Genomic DNA, 18,675 nt, shown 5'->3' on the forward strand with positions numbered 1-18,675 from the left:
GGGCCGGCAGGGAGACATGCGAAATGCACAGCGGCGACATGCGCCACGTCCGGATCCTGGTGAATCTATTCAAGCGCGCGTCGCGCTCGCGCATGCTGCTGGGGCGCGATGGCGTGCGCCTGCCGTTGCAGACGGTGGGCGCCGTGCTGCTCGCCTACGCGTGGATGACCTGGCAGCGCATGCCGGACGTGGCCTGGGGCGCGTTTTCGGCCTTGTTCGTGGTGCGGGCCACCATCGAAGGCACGGTGACCGAGGCAATCGCGCGGATCGTTGGGGCGATGGCCGGCGTGGCGCTGGGCGTCGGCGTCGTCCTGCTCGCGGCGGCCATGAACCTGTCGATCGCCTGGAGCATCGTGGCGAGCGTCGGCGCGGCCGCGTTCATGTCAATACGCTGGCCGTGGCTGGGGTACAGCCTCGTCACGGCCACCATTCTCACCGTCGCGCCCGATGACGACATTCTGGCGGGCGCGGCCAGCAAAACGCTGGCGATCTGCGTCGGCTCCACCTCCGGCATCTTGGCGGCCTTCACGGTGCTGCCCCTGTGGGCCCGCGCGAGCATGCGCTACAACATGGCAGCCTCGCTGGAAAGCTATGGCGAACTGCTGGTGGACTGGGCGGGGGCGCTGGGCCAGGGCCGCCCGCGACCACGCGAGCAGGACAAGCCGGCCCTGGCGCGGGCGCGCTGGCGTGCCGCCAGCATGGCTTGCCAGGCGCGTCCTCTGAGGCTGCGCTACCCGCGCGGCGACCGGGAGGCCGACTGGCTGCACGAGCGGATCGAGCAGCTCTGGCTGACCGTTCCCCTGCTCGAACGGGTCGGCCGCTTGACGCTGACGGACAACGTCTGCAACCGGCTGGGCGCATCGCTGGACGAGGTCGCGCGGGCGGCCCGCCGCCAGATCGACGCCCTGGCACGGGCGATACGCGAGAAAAACGGCCAGGGCTTGGCCTGCCCGGCCACGGAGCCGCTGGCGCGGCTGGCGCAGGCCATCGAGCACGGCGCCTTCTCGCCGGCCGAACGCGAAACGGTGGCACTTATCGCCTGGGCGTGGCGCGAGGTGACGCGCGAACTGGACGCGGTATGCCAGGGCCTGGAGGCGCGTCGGCACGGCGGCCCTTCCTCACCGATACAGCACCGTCGGTAGCCACATGCCGATGCCCGGGAACATGTACAGCAGGAAGATCGCGACCACCTGGATGCCCATGAACGGCATCATGCCCAGGAAGATCTGGTTCAGCGTCACGTGCGGCGGCGACACGCCCTTCAGGTAGAAGGCGGACATGGCCACCGGCGGCGACAGGAAGGCCGTCTGCAGGTTCAGCGCCACCAGCAGGCCGAAGAACAGCGGATCGATGCCGAAGGCGTTGAGCAGCGGCACGAAGATCGGCATGAAGATGACGATGATCTCTGTCCACTCCAGCGGCCAGCCCAGCAGGAAGATGATGACCTGGGCCAGCAGCAGGAACTGGATCGGCGTCAGCCCCAGCGACAGCACCCATTCCTCGATGATGCGCTGACCGCCCAGCAGCGCGAACGCGGCCGAAAAGATCGACGAGCCGACGAACAGCCAGCACACCATCGCGCTGGTCTTGGCGGTCAGGAACACCGACTCCTTCAGCACCGGCAGGTTCAGGCGCCGATAGGCCAGGGCCAGCAGCGCGCCGCCCATCGCGCCCATGGCCGCGGCCTCGCTGGGCGTGGCCAGGCCGAAGGCGATCGAACCGAGCACCGCGGCGATCATCACCGCCAGCGGAAAGAACGATCCCAGCAGCATCTTGAAGATCTCCAGCCGCGCCCAGGTCAGCAGCCCGTAGAACAGGGCCAGCGCGGCCACGCAGACGCCAAGGAAGATCCAGAAGCCGCGCGGGGCGGGCTTCTCGCCGCCCGTCGGGGACGTCGACGCGGTATCGGCGGGCGCGCCGCTCCCACTCGCGGCGCCCGCTCCCGCCCGCTGCGGCGCGCCCGGCGCCGTGGCGGCCTGGCCGCCGCCATCCGTTCCGGGCGGTTCGGCCAACCCGCTGGCGGCAGGCTCGGTCACGCCACTGGCGGGAGGCTCCGCCAATCCATCCGCCGGCGGCTCGGCCAGTCCGTCGGTGGGCGGCTCCGCCAGCCCGCCAAGCGGCGGCTCGCTCAACCCCGACTGGAATTCATCCGAGCCCAGCCGCAGCTCGGCGGGTATGTCGTACACGACCTCGGGCTGCGTCACCGCGTAGTGGACCGCGCCCACCAGCAATCCGGCGGCGGCCAGCGGCGCCAGCGCCAGTGTCATGTTGCGCGCCAGGTAGGAGAGCGGCACGTCGCGGTTGCGCCGGCCCTTGAACAGGGCCGCCAGCATGCCCGACAGCGCGCGCGTATACCCCTGCCTGGCCAGGGTCGTCGAGGCCGCCGGCAGCGCCACGCCGCGTTCGGCCTCGGCCAGCGGCGGCGCCATGTCGGGCCGCAGTTTGGCGACGATGATGACGTAGACCATGTAGAGCGCCGCCAGCATGATGCCGGGAAACAGCGCGCCGGCGTAGAGCTGCACCACGGACACGCCGGTGGTGGCGCCGTACACGATCAGCATCACGGAAGGCGGCAGCAGGATGCCCAGGCAGCCGCCGGCCGTGATGGCGCCGGCCGTCAGGCGCACGCTGTAGCCGGCCTTGAGCATGGCCGGCATGGCCAGCAGGCCCATCAGCGTCACCACCGCGCCGACGATGCCGGTGGCGGTGGCGAAGATGGCGCAGGTGGCCAGCGTGGCCACCGCCAGCGCGCCCGGCACCCGCGCCAGCGCCAGGTGCATGCTGCGGAACAGCTTTTCGATCAGGTTGGCGCGTTCGACCAGATAGCCCATGAACACGAACAGCGGAATCGAGATCAGCGAGTCGTTGGTCATGGTGGCGTAGGTGCGCTGCACCATCAGGTCCAGCGTCTGCCCCATCGAGCGCGCCGGGTCATGGCTCTGCATGTAGTAGGCCAGGAAGGTGAACAGCACGCCCATGCCCATCAGCGTGAACGCAGTGGGAAACCCCAGCATGATCGCCACCACGATCAGCGCCAGCATCAGCAGGCCGATGTGTCCGGTGCCCAGGTTGTCCCATGGCGTGAGGAAGGCGATCATCAGCAGCACCAGGCCGATGCACGACAGGCCGAACCACAGAGCCTTGTTGATCTTCATTGCGCCGGCCCTCCGGATTTGACGTAGCGGTCGAGCCTGGCGATGTCCTCGTCCTTGACGTGCACCATTTCCTTGAGCTTGTCGACGTCGACCTCCTCGACGTCCTCTTCGCGCGAGGGCCACGCCCCGCGCCGCAGGCATAGCACGCAGCGCAGGATCTCGGCCACGCCCTGCAGCAGCAGGAACGCCCCGGCCACCGGGATGAAGGCCTTGAACGGGTAAATGGGGGGCCCGTTGGCCATCAGCGAGGAATGCTCGCGGATGGCGATGGAATAGCCGGCGTAGTGCCAGCCGGCCCACACCAGCGCGATGACGCCCGGGATGAAAAAGACGATGAACAGGATCAGGTCGAGCCCGGCCTGCACCCGCGGCGGCAGGAATCCGTAGAGGATGTCGCCGCGCACGTGGCCGTTCTTGGCCAGGGTGTAGGCGCCCGCCATCATGAACAGGATGCCGTAGTACATCATCTGCAGGTCGAAGGCCCAGGCGCTCGGCTGGTTCAGCAGGTAGCGCGCGCCGACCTCCCAGCATACGTGCAGGGTCAGGATGACGATGAGCCAGGCGAAGGTCTTGCCGACGAAGGTGGAGATGCGGTCTATGAAACGGATGAATCGGATCATCGGACGTCCTGGTGAAGACGTGCGCCGCCCCGTCGCACGCGCGGCGCGGCGCCGTGGGCGGGCAGGCGCAGGCGGCGCGAGCGCGCGCCCGCCATGGCGACGCGGACGCCGCCGCCTAGCCCCGGCAGGGACGGGCGGCGGCAAAGGCGTCAGCCGGTCTTGCCGCCGCGCGAGAAGTAGTGGTTGAAGGCCATCCGGTAATTGACCGTGGTGTCGCCATGCCAGCGGCCGACCCGTTCGGCGAAGGCCCGCTGGGAGTCGAGCACCTTCTTGAACAGCGGATTCTCGGCCGAACGCTTGGCGATCATCTCGTCCCAGATCTTGAGCTGCTGCTGCAGGATGGCGTCAGGCGTCTTGTAGAACTTGACGTTGTGGTCCTTCTGCAGCTTGACGTAGTCCTGGGAATAGCGGTTGGACGCCTTCCACGACATGTCGGCGCTGGAGGCCTGCGCGGCGTAGCTGAGGATGTGCTTGAGGTGTTCAGGCAGCGCGTCGTACTTGGCCTTGTTGAACAGCACCTCGAATTGCTCGGCGCTCTGGTGAAAGCTCTGCAGCATGCAGATCTTGGACACGTCCTGGAAGCCCAGCGCCAGGTCGGAAGAAGCGTTGTTGAATTCCGCGCCGTCGAGCAGGCCGCGGTCCAGCGCCGGCACGATCTCGCCGCCCGGCAGCGCGTTCACGGCCGCGCCCATCGCGGTGTACATGTCGATGGCCAGGCCGACGGTGCGGAACTTCACGCCCTTGACGTCCTCGATCTTGGAGATCGGGCGCTTGAACCAGCCGAAGGGCTGCGTCGGCATGGGCCCGTACATCAGCGACACCACGTTCACGCCCATGGCCTTCTGGATCTCGACCAGCAGCTCCTTGCCGCCGCCATATTCGTGCCAGGCCAGCAGCATGTTGGCATCCATCCCGAACGACGGTCCGGAACCCCACAGCGCCACGGCGGTGTTCTTGCCGTACCAGTAGGCCACCACGCCATGGCCGCCGTCCAGCGTGCCGGCGGACACCGCGTCCAGCAGGTCGAAGGCCTTGACCACGGCGCCGGCCGGCAGCACCTCGATCTTCAACTGGCCGCCGGCCATGTCGTTGACCTTCTGGGCGTAGTCGCGCGCGAACTCGTGGAAGATGTCGTTGGCCGGCCAGGTGCTCTGGAAGCGCAGGGAAATCGGCGCGTTCTGCGCGCGGGTGACGGCGGGAAAAGCCAGGGCGGCCGCGCCGGCGGCCGCCGCGCCCGAGATGAACTTGCGGCGGGGTTTCGTAACGTGTTGCATGGTGTGCTGTCTCCTGTAAGGGCATGCATGACCAGCTTGTAGTTACTGCTCGCGGCGTCATGAGGCGCGGCGCCGATACGACGTCGGGTCGAGGCCTGGGGCGGCCGCCGCGTCGTCCGATGATTAAACCTTCCTGAACGTAAGCTGACAATCAGCTGTTTGCTGGGATTTACCCTAGGGCATGTGGACGCCGCGCCCTCACGCCCTGCCGGCCTGGCGTCCTGCCCGCCGCAACGCCTCGACAATGGTCTGGAACGCCGCTTGCCGGCCTTCAGGGTCCGGGCTGCGCAGCGCGAATGACGGGTGATACGCGACCAGCACCGGCGTATTGCCGCGCCGCAGCGACTGGCCCAGTGCGGCCTTCAGGGTCAGCTTGCGATCGGGCACCAGCGCGCCGAGCGCGGTGGCGCCCAACGCGATGATGACCCGCGGCCGGATGTCGTCGAGCTCCTGTTCCAGCCAATAGCCGCAAGCGGCGATCTCGGCTTGCGCCGGCGATTTGTGCATGCGGCGCTTGCCGCGCAGCTGCCACTTGAAGTGCTTGACGGCGTTGGTGATGTAGACCGCGTCGCGGCTCACGCCGGCCTGCTCCAGCGCCTTGTCCAGCAGCGCGCCGGCCGGGCCCACGAAGGGATGGCCGGCCAGGTCCTCCTTGTCGCCGGGTTGTTCGCCAACCAGCATGATGGTGGCGCGGCGCTTGCCCTCGCCGCCGACCGCTTGCGTGGCGTTGCGCCACAAGCCGCAGCGGCGGCAATCGGCAAGCTTGCGAGGGTGCTGGTCTGGGTCGATCTCGTCGTCCGCGTCATCGGCGGACCGCGGGGGGGCATTCATGCCGTCTCCTCGATCGGGCTTGCACGCAATGGCGCCTTTAAGGCGAGGCCGAAGGTCAGGAACGGTTGTCCACCGGCGGCGCGCCGGGCGTGGCCCGGCCCGGGTCCCATACGTCCTCGGGGGCCATGCCCGGAGGTATCTGGCGGCCGGCGCCACTGCGGTTCGGGTCCGCCGGACGGTCCGACAGGGTTCGTTCGTTTTCAGGCACGGGCTTGTGCGGCGCGTCGGCCTGGGAGTCCTGGTGGGAGTGGGGTTTGGTGCTCATGTCGGCGTCCTCGCAGGCGTGTGCTCGCCGCCACGGCGGGACGCCGTGGCGGGCAGGCCTGTGCAGCAAGTGATGTGCCGCGCTATGGCAGGTTCTCGCGCAGGATCACCTGGCTGCGGTTCATCTCCACCCCGCTCATGGGACTGCGCTTGTCGCGCACGTTGCAGAAGATGCGCACGCAGCTCATCAGCGCCTCGACCGGGCTCTGCGTGATGACGGCGTCCATGGTGCCGTCGATCAGCAGCGCGCGCGTGTCCGGCGTCAGGCCATGGCCGATGAACACCACGCGATGCTGCAGGCCGGCTTCCTTGAGCGCGCGCGCCACGCCGTCGGAGGCGCCGCCGATGTTGTAGATGCCGGCCAGTTGCGGATATTGCTCCAGCAACTGGCGCGTCTGCTCGTAGTTGCGCTGCGCGTCGTCGTAGCCTTCGCGCAGGTCCACGACCTGCATGGCCTGGAACTGCTCGGCGTACAGCTGCAGGAAGCCGCCCTCGCGCTCTTCGTGGGCGCGGTAGTGGCGCGAGCCGGCGATCAACGCCACGTGCGCGGCGCGCGGGCCGATGAAGCGCGCGATCAGGTAGCCGGCGGTGCGGCCGGCGGCGCGGTTGTCCAGGCCCACGTAGGCCACGCGCGCGCTGTTGGCCAGGTCGGAGATCAGCGTCACGGTGGGCACGCCCTGCTGCGCCAGCGCGTTGACGGCCTCGCGTACCACCGGATGCTCCAGCGCCATGAAGGCGATGCCGTCGGCGCGCTTGCCGTGATGCAGCAGCGCCTGCGCCAGGGCCTCGGGGTTGAAGCTCTCGACGTAATCCACCTGGCAGCGCGCGTTGAGCGGCGCGAAATGCTCGTGCGCGTAGCTCACGCTGTCGCCCAGCATGCGCAGGAAGCGGTTGCTGCCGCGCGGCAGCAGGATCACCAGCCGCATGGGCTCGGGCGCCATGGCGGCGTACAGGTCGGCCTCGGGCAGGTAGTCCAGTTCGGCGGCGGCCTTGAGCACGCGCTGCGCGGTGCTGTTGCGCACGCCGGGGCGCCGGTTCAGCACGCGGTCGGCCGTGGCGGTGGACACGCCGGCCAGCGCCGCGACCTCGGCCAGGGTCGCCAGCTTGCGTTCGCGAGTGGACTTTTTCACATCAAAAACCATCATTGTTCGGGTTTGACGATGCGGGCGCCGGTTCACTATTGTCCGTCATGCCTCAGCGCGATGGACTTCTGCGGCACCTCAAAAAACATCATAACCAAGATTCTGGAGACAACCATGAAGCTGCTCACCCGCCGCAGTGCCTTGCGCCGCCTGTGCGCCCTTCCCGCCGCGGCCGCCCTGGGCGGCGGTTTTCCGTTGATCGCCCGCGCCGCCGACTATTCCCTCAAGTACGGCAACAACCTGCCCGTCTCGCACCCGCTGAACATCCGCGCCCAGGAAGCCGCCGACCGCATCTTCAAGGAAAGCAATGGCCGCGTCGACATCAAGATCTTCCCCAACAACCAGCTCGGCGGCGACACCGACATGCTGGCCCAGGTGCGTTCGGGCGGCATCGACTTCTTCACGCCGTCGGCGCTGGTGATCGCCACGCTGGTGCCGGTGGCCGCCATCAACGCCGTGGGCTTTGCCTTCAAGGACTACGGCCAGGTCTGGGGCGCCATGGATGGCGCGCTCGGCGCCCACGTGCGCGCCGCCATCGCCCAGCGCCGCCTGTACGCCTTCGAGAAGATGTGGGACAACGGTTTCCGCCAGACCACCAGCAGCAAGGCGCCGGTGGCCCGCGCCGCCGACATGGATGGCCTGAAGATCCGCGTGCCGGTCAGCCCGCTGCCGATCTCGATGTTCAAGGGCCTGGGCGCGGCGCCGGCCAGCCTGCAGTTCAGCGAGGTCTATTCCTCGCTGCAGACCAAGGTGGTGGACGCGCAGGAAAACCCGCTGCCCATCATCCAGGTGGCCAAGCTGTACGAGGTGCAGAAGTACTGCTCGCTGACCAACCACATCTGGGACGGCTACTGGTTCATCGCCAACGGCCGCATGTGGGAGGGCCTGCCGCAGGACCTGAAGGCGGTGGTGGCGCGCGGCATCAACGAGGCCGGCCTGGCGCAGCGAGAAGACATCAAGAAGCTCAACGCCTCGGTGCAGGCCGACCTGGAAAGCAAGGGACTGGTGTTCAACCAGCCCGCCGCCGACAGCTTCCGCGACCAGTTGCGCAAGGCAGGCTTCTACGGCGAATGGCAGCAGCGCTTCGGCCAGGAAGCCTGGGCACTGCTGGAGCAGGCCGTCGGCAAGCTCGCCTGAGGCCGCGTCCATGACCTCGCTCTCTTCTTCCCACGCCGCCGCGCCCGCGCTGCCGGCCCATCCGCTGCGGCGCGCCGGCGAGGCGCTGGACGCGGCGCTGGGCGGCCTGATCGAACTGGCGGCCGCCGCCATCGTGCTGATCGAGATCCTGGTGCTGTTCGCCGGCGTGGTGGCGCGCTACGTGTTCCACAGCCCGCTGGTGTGGTCCGATGAGCTGGCGTCCATCCTGTTCCTGTGGCTGTCTATGCTGGGCGCCGTGGTGGCGTTGCGCCGCGGCGAGCACATGCGCATGACGGCGCTGGTCAACCACATCGGCCCGGCGCGCCGCGCGCAGCTGGAGGCCGGCGCGCTGGCCGCCTCGCTCGCCTTCCTGTTCCTGATCCTGGCGCCCGCCATCGAATACGCACACGAAGAACACTTCATCATCACGCCCGCGCTGGAACTAAGCAACGCCTGGCGCGCCGCCGCCATTCCGGTCGGCATGGGCCTGATGGCGGTGGTGGCGCTGCTGCGGCTGCTACGCACGCAGACCGTGCCGCACCTGCTGCTGGCGCTGGCCGGCGCGGCGGCGATGGTCGCGGCGTTCTGGCTGGCGCAGCCGCTGTTCACGGGGCTGGGCAAGCTCAACCTGGTGATCTTCTTCGTCGGCATCGTCGCCGCCACCGTGTTCGCGGGCGTGCCGATCGCGTTCTCGTTCGCGCTGGCGACGTTCTCCTACCTGGCGCTGACCACCAACACGCCGATGCTGGTGATGGTGGGCCGCCTGGACGAGGGCATGTCGCACCTGATGCTGCTGGCGGTGCCGCTGTTCATCTTCCTGGGTTCGCTGATCGAGATGACCGGCATGGCGCGCGCCATGATCCAGTTCCTGGCCAGCCTGCTGGGCCACGTGCGCGGCGGCCTGTCGTACGTGCTGATCGGGGCGATGTACCTGGTGTCGGGCATCTCCGGCTCGAAGATCGCCGACATGGCCGCGATCGCGCCGGTGCTGTTTCCCGAGATGCGCAAGCGCGGCGCCAAGCCGGGCGACCTGGTGGCGCTGCTGTCGGCCACCGGCGCGCAGACCGAGACCATTCCGCCGTCGATCGTGCTGATCACCATCGGCTCGGTCACCGGCGTGTCCATCGCCGCCCTCTTCACCGGCGGCCTGCTGCCGGCCGTGGTGCTGGGGCTGGCGCTGTGCTCGGTGGTGTGGTGGCGCTACCGCAAGGAAGACCTGAGCCTGGCGCAGCGCTTCGCGCCGCGCGAGATCGGCCGCTTCTTCGTCATCGCCCTGCCGGCCGTGGCGCTGCCCTTCGTGATCCGCGCCGCGGTGGTCGAAGGCGTGGCCACCGCCACCGAGGTCTCGACCATCGGCATCGTCTATTCGGCGGTGGTGGGCGCGCTGGTCTACCGGCGCTTCGACCTGGCGCGGCTCAAGCCCATGCTGATCGAGACCGCCTCGCTGTCCGGCGCCATCATGCTGATCGTCGGCTGCGCCACCGCCATGGCCTGGGCCCTGACGCAATCGGGCTTCTCGGGCGACCTGGCGCGGCTGATGGCCGGCATGCCCGGCGGCAGTTACGGCTTCCTGGCCGTGTCGATCGTGGCCTTCATCATCCTGGGCAGCGTGCTGGAAGGCATTCCCGCCATCGTGCTGTTCGGGCCGCTGCTGTTCCCGGTGGCGGCGCAGGCCGGCGTGCATGAGGTCCATTACGCCATGGTGGTCATCTTCGCCATGGGCATCGGCCTGTTCGCGCCGCCCTTCGGCGTCGGCTACTACGGCGCCTGCGCCATCAGCCGTGTCGATCCCGACGAGGGCATCCGCCCGATCTGGGGCTACATCGCGGCGCTGCTGGTCGGGCTGGTCATTGTCGCCGCCTTTCCCTGGATTTCCATCGGGTTTCTCAAATCCGCGTCCTGAAAGCCGCGCGGCCCATCGCGGGCCGCGCCCTCCCGCCACTTCCTACACAAGAATCCAACATGAGTCGTTTCCTGGGCGAGATCCGCCAACTCGGTTATGTGGTGCCCGACATCGAGGCCGCCATGGACTACTGGAGCCGCACGCTGGGCGTGGGCCCCTGGTTCTACAACCCCAAGGTGCCCATCGTGAACTACCGCTACGACGGCGCGCCGTACGAGCCGCACAACTCGGTGGCGCTGGCCAATTCGGGCTTCGTGCAGGTTGAGCTGATCCAGACCCGCAACGACGTGCCGTCGATGTACCGCGACTTCCAGCAGGCCGGCCGCAGCGGGCTGCAGCACGTGGCCTACTGGACCCAGGACTATGACGCCGACCTGGCGCGCCTGCTGGCGCAGGGATTCGTGCCGAAGATGCAGGGCGAGGTCGGCGAGAAAGGCCGCTTCATCTACTTCGACACCGAATACCACCCGGGCACGGTGATCGAGCTGTCCGAGGTGGCCGGCCCCAAGGGCCGCCTGTTCGACCTGATCCGCGACAGCGCTCGCGACTGGGACGGCCGCGATCCGGTGCGCCCCTTCCCCGACCTGAAGCAGCTTTGAGGCCGGCCGGAAACCATCCATGAACACCCAAGTCATCCGCGCCACCTACCTGATCGAAACCCCGCTGGACCCGGCGCGCGTCGCCGAGGTGATGGCGGGCGAGCAGTCCTGCGGCACCTTCACCCGCGTCGAGGGCGAGACAGACGAGCTGCGGGCACGCGCCCGCGCCCAGGTCGAATCGGTGCAGGAACTCGAATCCGCCCGCCAGGCCAGCCTGCCCAACGCCTGGCTGGCGCGCCAGCCGGGCGGCATGCCGGCCGTGCTGCGCCGCGCCCGCGTGCGCATCGCCTTTCCGGTGGCCAACATCGGCCCCAACCTGCCGACCCTGGCCGCCACGGTCGGCGGCAACCTGTACGACCTGGGCGAAGTGACCGGCCTGCGGCTGGAGCAGCTGGAACTGCCGTCCGACTACCGCGCGCAATTCGAGATGCCGCGGGTCGGCGTGGCCGGCACGCGCCAGCTGACCGGCGTGGCCAGTGGCGCGCTGGTGGGCACCATCATCAAGCCCAATGTCGGCCTGTCGCCCGAGCAGACCGCGCACCTGGTGGCGCGGCTGTGCGCGGCCGGCGTGGATTTCATCAAGGACGACGAGGTCTGCGCCAACCCCGCCCATGCGCCGCTGGCGCAGCGCGTGGCCGCCGTGATGGCGGTGGTGCGGGCGCACCGCGAACGCACCGGCCGACAGGTGATGGTGGCCTTCAACATCACCGACGAAACCGACGCCATGCGGCGCCACGCCGACCTGATCGAACGCGAGCAAGGCAGCTGCGTGATGGCCAGCCTGAACTGGTGCGGCCATTCCGCCATCCAGACCCTGCGGCGCCACACGCCGCTGGCGCTGCACGGCCATCGCAACGGTTACGGCGCGCTGTCGCGCCACCCCCTGCTGGGCATCGGTTTCCAGGCCTACCAGACGCTGTGGCGGCTGGCCGGCGTGGACCACATGCACGTGCACGGCCTGCAAGGCAAGTTCTCGCAGCCGGACGCGGAAGTGGTCGAGAGCGCGCGCGATTGCCTGGCCCCGCTCACGCCCGGCATCGACGACGCGGTGATGCCGGCGTTCTCGTCCGGCCAGTGGGCCGGCACGGTGCCCGCCACCTGGGCCGCGGTGCGCACCGACGACCTGCTGTTCATGTCCGGCGGCGGCATCCTGGCGCATCCGGACGGCCCGGCGGCCGGCGTGCAAAGCATCCGCCAGGCCTGGCAGGCGGTGCGCGCCGGCCAGGACCTGGCTGCCTTCGCCGCCCAGGCCCCGGAGCTGCGGCGCGCGCTGGCGCACTTCGGATCGCGCGCATGACGGACGGCCTCGCCCGCGCCGCCGCGCCGCGCGTCACCTGGTATGGCGACGACTTCACCGGCGCCACCGACACCCTGGCGCACGTGGCGCTGGCCGGCTGGCGCAGCCTGCTGTTCCTGGGCGTGCCGACGCCGCAACAGCTTGAACGCGCCGGCCCGCTGGACGCCATCGGCATCGCCGGCGCGGCGCGCGGCATGGCGCCCGACGAAATGACGGCCGAGCTGCGCGCCGCCGGCCGCTTCCTGGCCGCCACCGGCACCCGCATCCTGCACTACAAGTGCTGCTCCACCTTCGACAGCGCGCCGCACGTGGGCAGCATCGGCGCGGCCGTGGCCGAGCTGCGGCGCCACATGCTCAATCCGCTGGTGCCCATCGTCGGCGGCCAACCCGGCATCGGGCGCTATTGCAGCTTCGCCAACCTGTTCGCGCGCGCCGGCGCCGCCGCCGAGGTCCACCGGATCGACCGGCACCCGGTGATGCGCGCGCATCCCGTCACCCCCATGCACGAGGCCGACCTGCGCCGCCACCTGGCGGCGCAGGGGCTGGCCGGCATCGCCTCGCTGCCGCACACCGCCTATCCGCCGCTGCGCGCCGCCGCCGACCTGCGCGCCGTGGACCCATGGATCGACGCCATCGTGAACACGACCGACGGCCCCTTGCTGCTGGACCTGGTCGACGACGAGCAACTGCCGCTGATCGGCCGGCTGCTGTGGCGCGCCGCCTCGGCGCTGCCGCTGCTGGTGGTCGGCCCCAGCAGCGTGCAGCAGGCGCTGGCGCGCGCCGCCGGCCCCGGCCCGGCGTCCTCGGCGCCCGCGCTGCCGCCCGCCCAAGGCCCTGTGCTGGTGGTGGCCGGCAGCCTGTCGCCAGTCACGGCGCGCCAGATCGGCGCCAGTCGGCGCTATGCGCGGCAGCCGCTGGATGTAGAGCGCCTGCTGGGAGAGGCCGCCTACGCCAGCGCCAGCATCCAGGAGGCGGCCGGCGCCCTGGCCCAGGGCCGCAATGTGCTGGTGCACACCGATGAACCGGGCCAGGCCCTGTCGCCGCAGCGCACCGCCGCCACCGCCCGCGCCACCGGCCGGCTGGTGGCGGGCATCGTACGCGCCAGCGCGGCCGCGGGGCGCAAGCTCACGCGCCTGGGGATCGCCGGTGGCGACACCTCCAGCCACGCCACGCTGGCGCTGGGGCTATGGGGCCTGGGCTTTCACAGCACGCTCGCGCCCGGCGTCACCGTCAGCGTCGCGCACAGCGACGATCCGCTCACCAACGGCTTGCAGCTGATGCTCAAAGGCGGGCAGATGGGCGGCGATACGTTGTTCGACGATCTGGTGACGGGCCGCTGAGCCAGCGCGGCGACTGGCGCGGCACGGCGGCGCCCGAGCGGCAATCAGCCTGTCGCGACGGGGATGAACAACGTATCGCTGCCCAGCACGCGGATCCCGTCGGGCCCGCTTTCCAGGATGCGCCGTTCGCCAGCCTCGACCCAGAGTTCGCAGCGGAACCCGTCGACCGCCTTGAACAGGCCTTGAATTTCCGTCACGGCCTGGCGCGTCATGCGCGCGTTGGCGTCGAAATGACCCAGCAGTTGGCCGTGGCGGTGAATCACGATTCGGTGTTTGAGCATACGATGCGGTCCAGCCAGTCGTTGAAGACGGCGCGGGCGGCGCCGCGCAGGTCGGCCTGCACTGCCGGCGCCTGGACCCGCAGCGTCGCCGGGTCGATGCCGGCGCGGGCCAGTTCGCAGGCATGCCCGACCAGCCAGTGCTCGAAGTTGCCCAAATCGGCCTCAAGGTGGAATTGCAGCCCGAGCACGCTGTCGCCATACTCGAACGCCTGGTTCGGTCCCGCCGCCGTGCCCGCCAGCCGGATGGCGCCTGCCGGAATGTCGAACTGGTCCCCGTGCCAATGCAGCACCGGCGTATCGCGCAGGCCGGCCAGCGCCGAGCGTTGGCCCTGGTCGGTCAGCGTCAGGGCGCCGAAGCCGATCTCCGGCCCGGCCGCCATCGGGTAGACGTTGGCGTCCAGGGCCCGCGCGATGAGCTGCGCGCCCAGGCAGATCCCCAGCGTCGGCGCCCGATTCGCCAGGCGCGCGCGCACCAGTTCCAGCTCCCGCGCCAGGAACGGATAGCGCGGTTCATCGAAGGCTCCGATCGGCCCGCCCAGCACCACCAGCAGATCCGTCGCCAGCGCGTCCGCCACCGGCAGGTCCTCCACCGGCGTGTCGACATAGCGCACGGTGTAGCCGCGCGCCTGCAACAGCGGCTCCAGCACGCCAAGGTCTTCGAAGTGGACGTGGCGCAAGGCAATGGCGTTCAGGGTCATGAGGGTCGGCTTCCAGGATGGGCAGTAGCGGCAACGCGCCTGTGGCGTTGCTCGCTATTATTGTCCTATGCCAAAATATTATCAAGATCCAGGACAAATAAGAAAGCGTGACGCGACCAAGCGACGCGCGGCCGCCACGGACGCGCGAGCATTGAATGACAACCCGATATGGCGCGCCGCGCCGTGGCTCAGCGCAGGCTGTGCCCGATATCCTGCGCCAACTTGCGGCACTGGGCGGGCGTCATGCCGGAAAGCGTGATCCGCAGTCCATTGATGCCGCCCTGGACCCCGAAGGCGCCGCCATGCCGCACCAGCCAGCCCTTGCGCGCCAGCGCCAGGGCGACCGCCTGGTCGTCGGTATCCAGCGGCACCCAGAGATTGAGGCCGTCGCCGTTCTCCAGGCAGGGCAGCCCCTGCTCGCGCAATGCATCTTCCAGCTGCCGCCTGCGCGCGGCATAGTCCTGGCGCGCCCGCGCCATCTGGCTGGCCACCTGGGGCTGGCCCAGGGTCACTTCCACCATGTCCTGCAGCAGATGGCTGACCCAGCCGGTGCCCGAGGCCAGCCGCGTGCGCAATTGGCGCGAGGTGGCGGCATCGCTGGCGACCAGCGCCACCCGCACGTCCGGGCCCAGCGCCTTCGAGAAGGACCGGATCAGTGCCCAGCGCTGCGTCTGCGGCGCCAGCGCGCTGTGGTAAGCGGCCTCGGACAGCAAGGCGAAATGGTCATCCAGGATGACCATCACTTGCGGGTGCCGGGCCAGCACGCGCGCCAGGGCGCGCGCGCGCTTCGCGCTCAGCCCGCACCCGGTCGGATTGTGCGCCCGCGGCGTCAGGATGACGGCCCGTGCGCCCTTTTCCAGCGCCGCTTCCAGCGCCTGCGCCTGCATGCCTTCCGCGTCGACCGGCACCCCGACCGGCTGCAGGCCCGCAACCCGCAACATGTTGATGCTGCTGAGGAAACACGGGTCCTCGACCGCCACCCGGTCGCCGGACACCAGGTAGGAACCCAGCAGGCGCTCGATGGCGTCGACCGCGCCATGCGTCAGGTTGATCTCGAACGCGGCCGGGCAGTCCGGCGTGAACCAGCCCCGGGCGTAGTCTTCCAGGCCCGGGTTGACGGTGGCTTCGCCGTACAGCCGGGGCACGTACGGACGCGCGGCGAATGCCGCGGTCAGGTCGGGCAGCCAGGCCGGATCCGGATTGCCGCTGGCCAGGTCCGCCAGCGGCGTATCCGCCTGCGCGCCCTCCTGTTCCCGGGGACCGGACGGGTCGCGGATGATCGTCCCCAGGCGCCCCTGGGTCAAGGCGATCCCCGCCGTCGCCAGCCGCTTATAGGCGGCGGCGACCGTGTTGCGGTTGACGTCCAGCTCGATCGCCAGGTCGCGCACTGGCGGCAGCGCCTGCCCCGCCCGCAACGATCCGGATTGCAGCAGGCCGCGCACGCTCTCGAAGATCTCCGCGGCGGTCTTTCCTTGTATTTTCATATGGGCCTGGGTCAATACCGGCAAGGGCGCTGACATAACGATGGCGCCATGAAGTCAATGCGCCAGTTTGACATGATTGCCTTGCCGGCGAAAGCGCGCCCCCCGGCCGGCTACGCGACGCAGTCCACGTAGTAGCGCGGCTTGCCGCCCTCGTCGGGCAGTTCCACGAAACCGTGGATATCGGTGCCGAACCCCGGGCATTCGCGGTTCAGCTCGCGCGAGAATTTCAGGTACTCGACAATCGTGCGGTTGAAGACCTCGCCGGGGATCAGCAGGGGAATGCCGGGCGGATACGGCGTGATCAGGTTGGTGGTGATCCGGCCTTCGAGATGGTCGACCTCCACCCGCTCGGTGCGCCCCTGGGCGATGCAGGCGTAGGCGTCGCTGGGTTTCATCGCGGGCGTCACGTCGGCCAGGTACATGCGCGTGGTCAGGCGGGCGATATCGTGGGCGGCATAGGTCTCGTGCACGGACTGGCATACGTCGCGCAATCCCCGGTTTTCATAGCGCGGGTGTTTCGCGCAGAAATCCGGCAGCACCCGCCACATCGGCTGGTTGCGCTCGTAATCCTCCTTGAACTGCTGCAACGCCGTCACCAGCGAGATCCAGCGGCCCTTGGTGATGCCGATGGTGAACATGATGAAGAAGCTGTACAGGCCGGTCTTCTCGACAATGACGCCGTGCTCGGCCAGGAACTTGCTGACGATCGCCGCCGGAATGCCCTCGGCGGCGAAATTGCCGGCCAGGTCCAGGCCCGGCGTCACGATGGTGGACTTGATCGGATCCAGCATGTTGAAGCCGTCGGCCAGGGGCCCGAACCCATGCCAGTCCTGTCCGTCGCCCTCGTCGCGGATGATCCAATCCTCGGCCGGGCCGATGCCTTCCGGCGCCAGGGCGTCGGGTCCCCACACCTTGAACCACCAATCGTGCGCGGCCAGATGCGAACCGACCTCGCGCATCGCGCGCCGGAAATCCATGGCCTCGGCGATGCTTTCCTCCACCAGCACCGTGCCGCCCGGCGGCTCCATCATCGAGGCCGCCACGTCGCAGCTGGCGATGATGGCGTACTGCGGACTGGTGCTGGTGTGCATCAGGTAGGCCTCGTTGAAAAGGTGGCGGTCCAGCTTGCGTGTCATCGAATCCTGCACCAGGACATGGCTGGCCTGGCTGATCCCCGCCAGGAGTTTGTGCGTGGACTGGGTCGAATACACCATCGAGCGGCTCGGCCGCGGCCGCCGCCGGCCCATGCAGTGGTAGGCGCCATAGAACGGGTGGAACACCGCGTGCGGCATCCAGGCCTCGTCGAAATGCAGCACATCCACATAGCCGTCGAGCGCGGCCTTGATCGTCTCAGTATGGTAGATGATGCCATCATAGGTGGACTGGGTCAGCGCCAGGATGCGCGGACGCGCCTGCTCCGGGTCGACGTGGCGCAGCAATGGGTGGGCTCGGATCCTGTCCTTGATGGCCTGGACGTCGAATTCACCGCGCGGGATCGGCCCAATGATGCCGAAGTGATTGCGCGTCGGACGCAGGAACACGGGAATGGCGCCCGTCATGATGATGCTGTGCAGGATGGACTTGTGGCAGTTGCGGTCGACGACGACCACATCGCCCGGAGCCACCGTGTGATGCCACACGATCTTGTTGCTGGTGCTGGTGCCATTGGTCACGAAAAAGCAATGGTCGGCGTTGAAGATGCGGGCCGCGTTGCGCTCGCTCGCGCCGATGGCGCCGTTGTGGTCCAGCAATTGCCCCAGTTCCTCGACCGCGTTGCACACGTCCGCGCGCAGCATGTTCTCGCCGAAGAACTGGTGGAACATCTGCCCGACCGGGCTTTTCAGGAAGGCCACGCCGCCGGAATGCCCGGGGCAGTGCCAGGAATACGAGCCATCCTCGGCATAGTCCAGCAACGCCTTCAGGAACGGCGGCTTGACGCCTTCCAGGTAGGCGCGGGCCTCGCGCACCAGGTGGCGGGCAACGAACTCCGGCGTGTCCTCGAACATATGGATGACGCCCTGGAGCTGGCGCAGGATGTCGTTCGGGAGATGGCGCGCCGTCTGGGTCTCCCCGTAGACGTAGATCGGCACGTCGGCATTGCGGCGTCGCACCTCGCCGATGAATTCCCGCAGCGCCAGCAAGGCCGGCGCCAGGCCTTCGCCATGCGTCAGTTCCTCGTCGTCGATCGACAGGATGAAGGCGCTGGCCCGGCTCTGCTGCTGCGCGAACTGGCTGAGATCGCCATAGCTGGTGGTGCCGAGCACCTCGAAACCCTGCGCCTTGATTGCTTCGGCCAGCACCCGGATGCTCAGGCCGGAGGTGTTCTCGGAACGGAAGTCTTCGTCAATGATGACGATAGGAAATTGAAACAGCATCGTTGTCCTCGATCGATGGATGGCCGCCCGCGGGGCAGCCCGGCTTCAAGGACAACGGCGCAGCGCCACGGCAATCCTCACGGCGCGATGCGATGCAGGTTTTCCGCTTGCTTTTGTTTTGTCCTATGACATAATTATATCCACGTCAGGACAAACCAGGACGTAACGGCGCGGTGGCAGAGTGGTCATGCGATGGATTGCAAATCCGTCCAGGTTGGTTCGATTCCAGCCCGCGCCTCCAGGCCATTGGGGGCCGCGCGCGGCAGCGGCGGGGC

16 protein-coding genes and 1 tRNA gene are annotated in these 18,675 nt (G+C 68.8%); 7 read left to right on the plus strand and 10 right to left on the minus strand.

What is annotated here, in order from left to right; genetic code table 11:
• Window positions 1–23 precede the first annotated feature (23 nt).
• Window positions 24–1,142: an FUSC family protein gene (locus tag DK459_RS22045; protein ID WP_070543107.1), complete on the plus strand. Its 1,119-nt coding sequence runs from the start codon at window positions 24–26 to the stop codon at window positions 1,140–1,142.
• Here DK459_RS22045 and DK459_RS22050 read toward each other — a convergent pair.
• The 6 genes from DK459_RS22050 to DK459_RS22070 all read right to left on the minus strand — a co-directional run bounded on the left by DK459_RS22050 (window position 1,119) and on the right by DK459_RS22070 (window position 7,289).
• Window positions 1,119–3,155, minus strand: coding sequence for a TRAP transporter large permease subunit (locus tag DK459_RS22050; protein WP_082405931.1), 2,037 nt, complete (start codon window positions 3,153–3,155; stop codon window positions 1,119–1,121). The two genes, DK459_RS22045 and DK459_RS22050, sit on opposite strands and share 24 nt — an antisense overlap.
• Window positions 3,152–3,775 carry a TRAP transporter small permease subunit gene (locus DK459_RS22055; protein WP_006384200.1) on the minus strand — a complete coding sequence of 208 codons (624 nt, stop codon included), beginning with the start codon at window positions 3,773–3,775 and terminating at the stop codon, window positions 3,152–3,154. The genes DK459_RS22050 and DK459_RS22055 overlap by 4 nt, the downstream gene beginning before the upstream one ends.
• A 149-nt stretch (window positions 3,776–3,924) precedes the next feature.
• Entirely contained in the window at window positions 3,925–5,049 is a 1,125-nt protein-coding gene (locus tag DK459_RS22060; RefSeq protein WP_020928681.1) for a TRAP transporter substrate-binding protein, read from the minus strand.
• A 198-nt stretch (window positions 5,050–5,247) separates the two neighbouring features.
• Window positions 5,248–5,880 (minus strand): UdgX family uracil-DNA binding protein, encoded by a 633-nt coding sequence (locus tag DK459_RS22065; RefSeq protein ID WP_054498646.1) that lies wholly within the window; start codon window positions 5,878–5,880, stop codon window positions 5,248–5,250.
• Between the two features lie 55 nt (window positions 5,881–5,935).
• Window positions 5,936–6,145, minus strand: a complete 210-nt coding sequence (locus DK459_RS30510; protein WP_131727663.1) for a hypothetical protein — start codon at window positions 6,143–6,145, stop codon at window positions 5,936–5,938.
• 82 nt (window positions 6,146–6,227) lie between these two features.
• Window positions 6,228–7,289: a LacI family DNA-binding transcriptional regulator gene (locus tag DK459_RS22070; RefSeq protein WP_054498645.1), complete on the minus strand. Its 1,062-nt coding sequence runs from the start codon at window positions 7,287–7,289 to the stop codon at window positions 6,228–6,230.
• 111 nt (window positions 7,290–7,400) lie between these two features.
• On the opposite strand from DK459_RS22070, the gene DK459_RS22075 reads away from it, so the two are divergent.
• The 5 genes from DK459_RS22075 to DK459_RS22095 are packed head-to-tail and all read left to right on the plus strand — an operon-like array spanning window position 7,401 to window position 13,562.
• The gene (locus tag DK459_RS22075; protein ID WP_054498644.1) at window positions 7,401–8,423 is read left to right on the plus strand and encodes a TRAP transporter substrate-binding protein; all 1,023 of its coding nucleotides are present in this window, start codon (window positions 7,401–7,403) and stop codon (window positions 8,421–8,423) included.
• 10 nt (window positions 8,424–8,433) lie between these two features.
• On the plus strand, window positions 8,434–10,326 hold the full coding sequence (locus tag DK459_RS22080) for a TRAP transporter large permease subunit (protein ID WP_024069694.1): 1,893 nt from the start codon (window positions 8,434–8,436) through the stop codon (window positions 10,324–10,326).
• A gap of 59 nt (window positions 10,327–10,385) precedes the next feature.
• A complete protein-coding gene (locus DK459_RS22085; RefSeq protein WP_006384193.1) occupies window positions 10,386–10,925 on the plus strand; it encodes a VOC family protein in 540 nt (179 codons plus the stop codon).
• A 19-nt stretch (window positions 10,926–10,944) separates the two neighbouring features.
• Complete coding sequence (locus DK459_RS22090; protein ID WP_024069695.1) at window positions 10,945–12,222, plus strand: ribulose-bisphosphate carboxylase large subunit family protein; 1,278 nt, start codon at window positions 10,945–10,947, stop codon at window positions 12,220–12,222.
• Window positions 12,219–13,562, plus strand: a complete 1,344-nt coding sequence (locus DK459_RS22095) for a four-carbon acid sugar kinase family protein (protein WP_024069696.1) — start codon at window positions 12,219–12,221, stop codon at window positions 13,560–13,562. Before DK459_RS22090 ends, DK459_RS22095 begins: the two co-directional genes overlap by 4 nt.
• Window positions 13,563–13,606: 44 nt before the next feature.
• Here DK459_RS22095 and DK459_RS22100 read toward each other — a convergent pair whose 3' ends face one another.
• From DK459_RS22100 to DK459_RS22115, 4 genes are all read right to left on the minus strand, one after another.
• Complete coding sequence (locus DK459_RS22100; RefSeq protein WP_024069697.1) at window positions 13,607–13,843, minus strand: hypothetical protein; 237 nt, start codon at window positions 13,841–13,843, stop codon at window positions 13,607–13,609.
• Window positions 13,822–14,541, minus strand: coding sequence for a glutamine amidotransferase (locus DK459_RS22105; RefSeq protein ID WP_054498643.1), 720 nt, complete (start codon window positions 14,539–14,541; stop codon window positions 13,822–13,824). The genes DK459_RS22100 and DK459_RS22105 overlap by 22 nt, the downstream gene beginning before the upstream one ends.
• A gap of 188 nt (window positions 14,542–14,729) precedes the next feature.
• Window positions 14,730–16,025, minus strand: a complete 1,296-nt coding sequence (ptsJ, locus tag DK459_RS22110; protein ID WP_047991338.1) for a transcriptional regulator PtsJ — start codon at window positions 16,023–16,025, stop codon at window positions 14,730–14,732.
• Between the two features lie 110 nt (window positions 16,026–16,135).
• Window positions 16,136–18,400: an Orn/Lys/Arg decarboxylase N-terminal domain-containing protein gene (locus DK459_RS22115; protein WP_024069700.1), complete on the minus strand. Its 2,265-nt coding sequence runs from the start codon at window positions 18,398–18,400 to the stop codon at window positions 16,136–16,138.
• Window positions 18,401–18,567: 167 nt separating this feature from the next.
• Here DK459_RS22115 and DK459_RS22120 point away from each other — a divergent pair.
• Window positions 18,568–18,641, plus strand: a tRNA-Cys gene (locus DK459_RS22120).
• Window positions 18,642–18,675 lie beyond the last annotated feature (34 nt).

The organism is Achromobacter sp. RW408, assembly GCF_003184165.1.
Lineage (GTDB): Bacteria > Pseudomonadota > Gammaproteobacteria > Burkholderiales > Burkholderiaceae_B > Achromobacter > Achromobacter xylosoxidans.